The organism is Pseudomonas sp. GM24, assembly GCF_000282235.1.
GTDB lineage: Bacteria > Pseudomonadota > Gammaproteobacteria > Pseudomonadales > Pseudomonadaceae > Aquipseudomonas.
Genome location: NZ_AKJR01000059.1, coordinates 1 through 5347 on the forward strand (window position 1 = coordinate 1; position 5347 = coordinate 5347).

Annotated in this window: 8 protein-coding genes; 5 read left to right on the plus strand and 3 right to left on the minus strand. The window is 59.2% G+C overall.

The genetic code is table 11. The annotated features are described in order from the left end of the window. Nucleotides 1–36 precede the first annotated feature (36 nt). Nucleotides 37–504 (minus strand): TlpA disulfide reductase family protein, encoded by a 468-nt coding sequence (locus PMI23_RS09490; RefSeq protein ID WP_007917494.1) that lies wholly within the window; start codon nt 502–504, stop codon nt 37–39. A 113-nt stretch (nt 505–617) separates the two neighbouring features. On the opposite strand from PMI23_RS09490, the gene arsC reads away from it, so the two are divergent. From arsC to PMI23_RS09505, 3 genes are read left to right on the plus strand one after another with little or no spacing between them, the layout of a single operon-like run. After that, nucleotides 618–971, plus strand: coding sequence for an arsenate reductase (glutaredoxin) (gene arsC / locus PMI23_RS09495; protein ID WP_007917501.1), 354 nt, complete (start codon nt 618–620; stop codon nt 969–971). Then, entirely contained in the window at nt 968–1564 is a 597-nt protein-coding gene (gene wrbA / locus PMI23_RS09500) for an NAD(P)H:quinone oxidoreductase (RefSeq protein ID WP_007917508.1), read from the plus strand. Before arsC ends, wrbA begins: the two co-directional genes overlap by 4 nt. A gap of 1 nt (nt 1565) precedes the next feature. Beyond that, a complete protein-coding gene (locus PMI23_RS09505; RefSeq protein ID WP_007917509.1) occupies nt 1566–1991 on the plus strand; it encodes a DUF2069 domain-containing protein in 426 nt (141 codons plus the stop codon). Between the two features lie 114 nt (nt 1992–2105). Here PMI23_RS09505 and PMI23_RS09510 read toward each other — a convergent pair whose 3' ends face one another. Together PMI23_RS09510 and ttcA are read right to left on the minus strand one after the other, a co-directional pair. Then, nucleotides 2106–2780: a DNA-3-methyladenine glycosylase I gene (locus tag PMI23_RS09510; RefSeq protein WP_007917512.1), complete on the minus strand. Its 675-nt coding sequence runs from the start codon at nt 2778–2780 to the stop codon at nt 2106–2108. Between the two features lie 135 nt (nt 2781–2915). Next, complete coding sequence (ttcA, locus tag PMI23_RS09515; RefSeq protein ID WP_007917513.1) at nt 2916–3740, minus strand: tRNA 2-thiocytidine(32) synthetase TtcA; 825 nt, start codon at nt 3738–3740, stop codon at nt 2916–2918. A gap of 289 nt (nt 3741–4029) precedes the next feature. Here ttcA and PMI23_RS09520 point away from each other — a divergent pair, with 289 nt between their 5' ends. Together PMI23_RS09520 and PMI23_RS09525 are read left to right on the plus strand one after the other, a co-directional pair. Continuing rightward, nucleotides 4030–4632 (plus strand): Yip1 family protein, encoded by a 603-nt coding sequence (locus PMI23_RS09520; RefSeq protein WP_007917515.1) that lies wholly within the window; start codon nt 4030–4032, stop codon nt 4630–4632. A gap of 127 nt (nt 4633–4759) precedes the next feature. Further along, nucleotides 4760–5254, plus strand: a complete 495-nt coding sequence (locus tag PMI23_RS09525) for a SprT family zinc-dependent metalloprotease (protein WP_007917517.1) — start codon at nt 4760–4762, stop codon at nt 5252–5254. The last annotated feature ends 93 nt before the right edge of the window (nt 5255–5347 follow it).

The window sequence follows — 5347 nt, forward strand, 5'->3', positions numbered from 1 at the left end:
AGAGGGCTGGGGTGAGGGTTACTCTTTAGCGGCAACTCACTTGGTCGCCTGCAACGCCTCAAGCTTGGCCATCACCCCCGCCGCCGTCTGCTCGCCCATCAACTGTTCCCGCACCTTACCCTTGTTGTCGATGATGTACGTCACCGGCAGCGCTTCACTGCGCGGCAACTCGAACAGTTCCGCCGGATCCTGCGCCAGCACGGTGAACTTGATGCCCAGCTTTTCGCTGGCGTCTTTCAGCTCCACGCCCTGCACATTGTCGAAGTTTACCCCGAACACGCCAACGTTCTTGCTCTTCAGCTCATCCGCCAAATGATTGAGTTCCGGGATCTCGGTCCGGCACGGACCACACCATTCGGCCCAGTAGTTCAGCACTACCCATTGTTTGTCCAGACGCTCCGACGCAACCTTCTGGCCGTTCTGGTCGATACCGTAATCATTGCCGCAGCCCCCCAGCATCAACGCCCCGATTATCGTCAATGCCGCTGCCAATCGCCGTGTCATGTCGTGTTCCTTGTGAAAATTTGAAGGCGCCTGCGACCCATTGCCTCCGAAGGTTCTGGATTGCGCGCTGCACAGTTAGAATAGCCGCCACTTTACGCCAGAAGCGACCCGCCATGACCGATCTGACGCTTTATCACAATCCGCGCTGCTCGAAATCCCGCGGCGCGCTGGAGCTTCTTGAAGCCCGCGGCCTGACCCCGAACGTCGTGCGTTACCTCGAAACCCCGCTGAATGCCGCGCAAATCAAGGCCCTGCTCGGCAAGCTCGGGATCAGCGCGCATCAGTTGCTGCGCACCGGGGAAGATGAATACAAAATGCTTCAGCTGGCTGACGAAAGCCTCAGCGAAGCGCAATTGATCGACGCCATCGCTCAGCACCCGAAACTGATGGAGCGGCCGATTCTCGAAGTCGGCGACAAAGCCGTGATCGGTCGTCCGCCGGAAAATGTGCTGGAGTTGTTGCCGTGAGCGCGCCGTACATTCTGGTGCTGTATTACAGCCGCAACGGCTCGACCAATGAGATGGCCCGGCAGATTGCCCGCGGTGTCGAGCAGGCCGGCCTCGAAGCACGCCTGCGTACGGTGCCAGCCATTTCCACCGAGTGCGAAGCGGTGTCGCCGGACATCCCGGACGAAGGCGCGTTGTATGCCACGCTCGATGACCTGAAGAACTGCGCGGGTTTGGCCCTCGGCAGCCCGACACGCTTTGGCAACATGGCCGCGCCGCTGAAATACTTCCTCGATGGCACCAGCAACCTCTGGCTGACCGGCGCCCTCGTCGGCAAACCGGCTGGCGTGTTCACGTCTACCGCCAGCCTGCACGGCGGCCAGGAAACCACCCTGCTGTCGATGATGCTGCCACTGCTGCACCACGGCATGCTCATCACCGGCCTGCCGTACAGCGAATCGGCGTTGCTCGAAACCCAGGGCGGCGGTACGCCTTATGGTGCCAGTCATCACGCTGGGGCTGACGGCAAAAGTGCTCTCGATCAGCATGAAGTGGCGTTGTGTCGCGCGCTGGGTCTGCGGCTGGCGAAAACCGCTCAGAAACTGGTGGGCTGATATGGCGAAGAAGCCGAAGATTCTGCCGAGTGTCGAGTGGCTGGAGCCACGAGTGAAGGCGATGCGGGTGATTAGCCTGCTGAGCTTCTTCGCCCTCGCCGGCCTGCTGGCGGCCTACTATCTGCTGTTCGCCGATCTGCACGGCGCGCGGCCGTGGGTGATTCTGCTGGTCGAGTTGATCCCATGGATCGTGCTCGCCCCGGCAATGATCATGGGCAGCGCCCGCGGGCATTCGTGGATGTGTTTTGTGGTGAATCTGTATTTCATCAAGGGCGCACTGGCGGCGTATGACCCGAACCGGCAGTTGTTTGGTGTGCTGGAGATGGTCGCGAGTCTGGCGGTGTTCTGCTCGGCGCTGCTGTATGTGCGCTGGCGGTATCAGTTGAATCGCAAGCTTGCTGGCGAAGGAGAAATCTCCGTCGCCTGACAGATCGCCATCGCTGGCAAGCCAGCTCCCACAGGGTCGGTGTTGAAACACAATATTGTGATCAATACAAAAAACTGTGGGAGCTGGCTTGCCAGCGATTGGGGCGACTCGGTATCAATGATTCACTGTGTACGCGAGCATCATCGAAATCTGGCTCATCGCCCGCCCGCCGCTCTGCTCGTGCCATTGATTGAACGCATCCTGCACAATCGCCAGATCGCGCAGACTGGTCGGCACCTTGTCGACGATCTTCTGTGCGTTCAGCGCGGCGACCACGTCGTAGCTCGGTACAAACGTGTCCTTGCCGACCATGCGCAAAAACCGTGGCGCCGACAGCCCACCCAGTTGATGACCGTGCTTTTTCAGGTAAGTCCACAGACCGACGATATCGGTCACCGGCCAGTCGGCGATCAACGCACCGAAACTGCCCTTGTCTTTCTCTACATCAAGAATGAACTGCGCATTGCGCGGCACGCTCTTGAGCTTGCCCAGGTGACGGATGATCCGCGCATCCTGCATTAAACGCTCAAGGTGTTCGGCGCTCATCAGCACGACTTTTTCCGGGTCGAACTTGAAGAACACTTCTTCGAAGGCTGGCCACTTGGCGTCGACCAGACTGTGTTTGAGGCCTGCACGGAACACGCGCAGGGCCATGGTCGAGAGGTAGCGGTCGTCGCTGATCTTGCGCAGTTGCGCCGGGGTCTTGGGAACGGGCAGATGGGCTTCCAGTTCAGCCGCCGAACCGAAGCGGTTCAGACAGTATTCGTGCAGCCACTTGTAATCGCGCATGCCCTCTCCTATTGAATGAAGCGAAGAAACCAATGTGGGAGCGAGCCTGCTCGCGAAGTGGGAGGATCAGTCAACAAATCAGTTGAATGACGCACCGCTTTCGCGAGCAGGCTCGCTCCCACATTTGAAATGTGTTTACAAGTTGACGACGTTGACGAAGCGCGAAGCGGCGGTCTCGTCGATCTTCAGGCTGGTGAAGTCGAACAGATTGCGGTCGGCCAGTTGCGACGGGATCACGTTCTGCAGACTGCGGAAGATGCTTTCGGTTCGGCCCGGGGTCTTGCGTTCCCAGTCCTGCAGCATTTCCTTGACCACCTGACGCTGCAGGTTTTCCTGCGAACCGCAGAGGTTGCACGGGATGATCGGGAATTCCTTGAGGTCCGAATACGCCTGAATGTCTTTCTCGTTGCAGTACGCCAGTGGACGGATCACTACGTTGCGACCGTCATCGGCGCGCAGCTTCGGCGGCATCGCCTTGAGGCTGCCGTTGAAGAACATGTTGAGGAAAAACGTCTCGACGATGTCGTCACGGTGGTGACCGAGGGCCATCTTGGTCGCGCCGATTTCGTCGGCGAAGGTGTACAGCGTGCCGCGACGCAGACGCGAGCACAGCGAGCAGGTGGTCTTGCCCTCCGGGATCAGCTCCTTGACCACCGAGTAGGTGTCTTTCTCGACGATGTGGTACTCAACGCCCAGTTCTTTCAAATAGGCCGGCAGCACATGCTCGGGGAAGCCCGGCTGTTTCTGGTCCATGTTCACCGCGACGATCTCGAACTTGATCGGGGCAACCTTCTGCAGGTGCAGCAGCACGTCGAGCATGGTGTAGCTGTCTTTGCCCCCGGACAGGCAGACCATGACCTTGTCGCCATCTTCAATCATGTTGAAATCGGCGACCGCTTCGCCGGCCAGGCGGCGCAGGCGCTTTTGCAGTTTGTTCTGGTTGACCGTAAGAGTGCCCATGACGCGAAATCCGTGAGGTGTGACGAAAGGCCGGCATTTTACGCAAAAACCCCGGGGTTGTGGGCACAGGTTGTCGTAGCCCGGAGATGGAACGTTTACAGACCCCGAGGCGATTACGCCCTGTTTTTACAGCGCGATTTGCTCTAAGCCCCTAATACCTGTGCGGTTAAGACCTTTCTATACTGCGACATAAGGTCGCACACAATCTGAAGACCTGTATTTGCTCGGCCACCTTGGCCCGTAGGCGCTCCGCTGGGGGGCGATGGCAATAACAAGAGGAGTGACTGGCATGATCCATCACGTAGTGGGACTTTTTACCCACCCCGATCAGGAATGGAAGGAAATCCGTGGCGACCAAGAGGAAAGCATCAGCCACATGTACCTGACACACACGCTGATTCTGGCGGCTATCCCCGCTGTCTCGGCCTTTATCGGCACCACACAGGTCGGCTGGGTAATCGGCAATCGCGCGCCGGTCATGCTCACCGTCGAAAGCGCGATCTGGATGACCGTCATGTCGTACCTGGCCATGCTCGGCGGGGTCGCGGTCATGGGCGCCTTTGTGCACTGGATGGCTCGCACCTACGACGCCAATCCAAGTCTGGCCCGTTGTGTGGCCTTCGCCACCTACACCGCAACACCGTTATTCGTCGGCGGGCTGGCGGCGCTGTATCCGCACATGTGGCTGGGAATGATCGTCGGCACGGCGGCCATCTGCTACACGGTGTATCTGTTGTACGTGGGGCTGCCGACGTTCATGAATATTCCGTCGGATGAAGGCTTCCTGTTTTCCAGCTCGGTGCTGGCGGTGGGTCTGGTGGTGCTGGTTGCCATCATGGCGTTCACCGTGATCGTCTGGGGGCTGGGCGTTGGTCCCGTCTATACGAACTGACTCGCTAAACCAATCAGAGGCCGCCGCAAGGCGGCCTTGTCGTTTGCCGGATGACCATTCGGCAGCTCGGCGATTCGCAAGTCCGGGGCGTTACGGCATACTCGACGTCTCTGGAGATCCATCAAGCATGCCCGAGCAACTCAATACCCGCGTCGAAGACTGTTACCAACTCGCAGAATCCTTTTTCAAACGTTCCTTCCCACGCCCTGTCGTCAGCCTCAAGCTGCGCGGGCAAAAGGCCGGTGTCGCGCATCTGCACGAGAACCTGCTGCGCTTCAACCCGCAGTTATACCGGGAAAACACCGAGCACTTCCTCAAGCAGACCGTGGCCCACGAAGTTGCGCACCTGATCGCCCATCAGTTGTTTGGCGAGCGCATTCAGCCCCACGGCGAGGAATGGCAACTGATCATGCGCGGCGTTTACGAACTGCCGCCGGATCGCTGCCACACCTATGCAATCAAGCGCCGCAGCGTGACCCGCTATATCTATAAATGCCCGTGCGCCGACAGTGATTTCCCGTTTTCGGCGCAGCGCCATAGCCTGGTGCGGCAGGGGCGGCGTTACCTGTGTCGCCGATGCCGCAACACGTTGGTGTTCAGTGGTGAGATGCGCGTCGAATAGTCAGTTTGTGCCGCCCTGACTGGCCCCATCGCTGGCAAGCCAGCTCCCACAGGTTTAGGTGTCTTACACAGAATCTGTGGACACCTCGAAAAC

Bases quoted from the DNA above. Each gene is read 5' to 3' on its own strand.
- PMI23_RS09490 (WP_007917494.1), bottom strand. From the start codon at position 504: ATGACACGGCGATTGGCAGCGGCATTGACGATAATCGGGGCGTTGATG.
- arsC (WP_007917501.1), top strand. From the start codon at position 618: ATGACCGATCTGACGCTTTATCACAATCCGCGCTGCTCGAAATCCCGC.
- PMI23_RS09505 (WP_007917509.1), top strand. From the start codon at position 1,566: ATGGCGAAGAAGCCGAAGATTCTGCCGAGTGTCGAGTGGCTGGAGCCA.
- PMI23_RS09510 (WP_007917512.1), bottom strand. From the start codon at position 2,780: ATGCGCGATTACAAGTGGCTGCACGAATACTGTCTGAACCGCTTCGGT.
- ttcA (WP_007917513.1), bottom strand. From the start codon at position 3,740: ATGGGCACTCTTACGGTCAACCAGAACAAACTGCAAAAGCGCCTGCGC.
- PMI23_RS09520 (WP_007917515.1), top strand. From the start codon at position 4,030: ATGATCCATCACGTAGTGGGACTTTTTACCCACCCCGATCAGGAATGG.
- PMI23_RS09525 (WP_007917517.1), top strand. From the start codon at position 4,760: ATGCCCGAGCAACTCAATACCCGCGTCGAAGACTGTTACCAACTCGCA.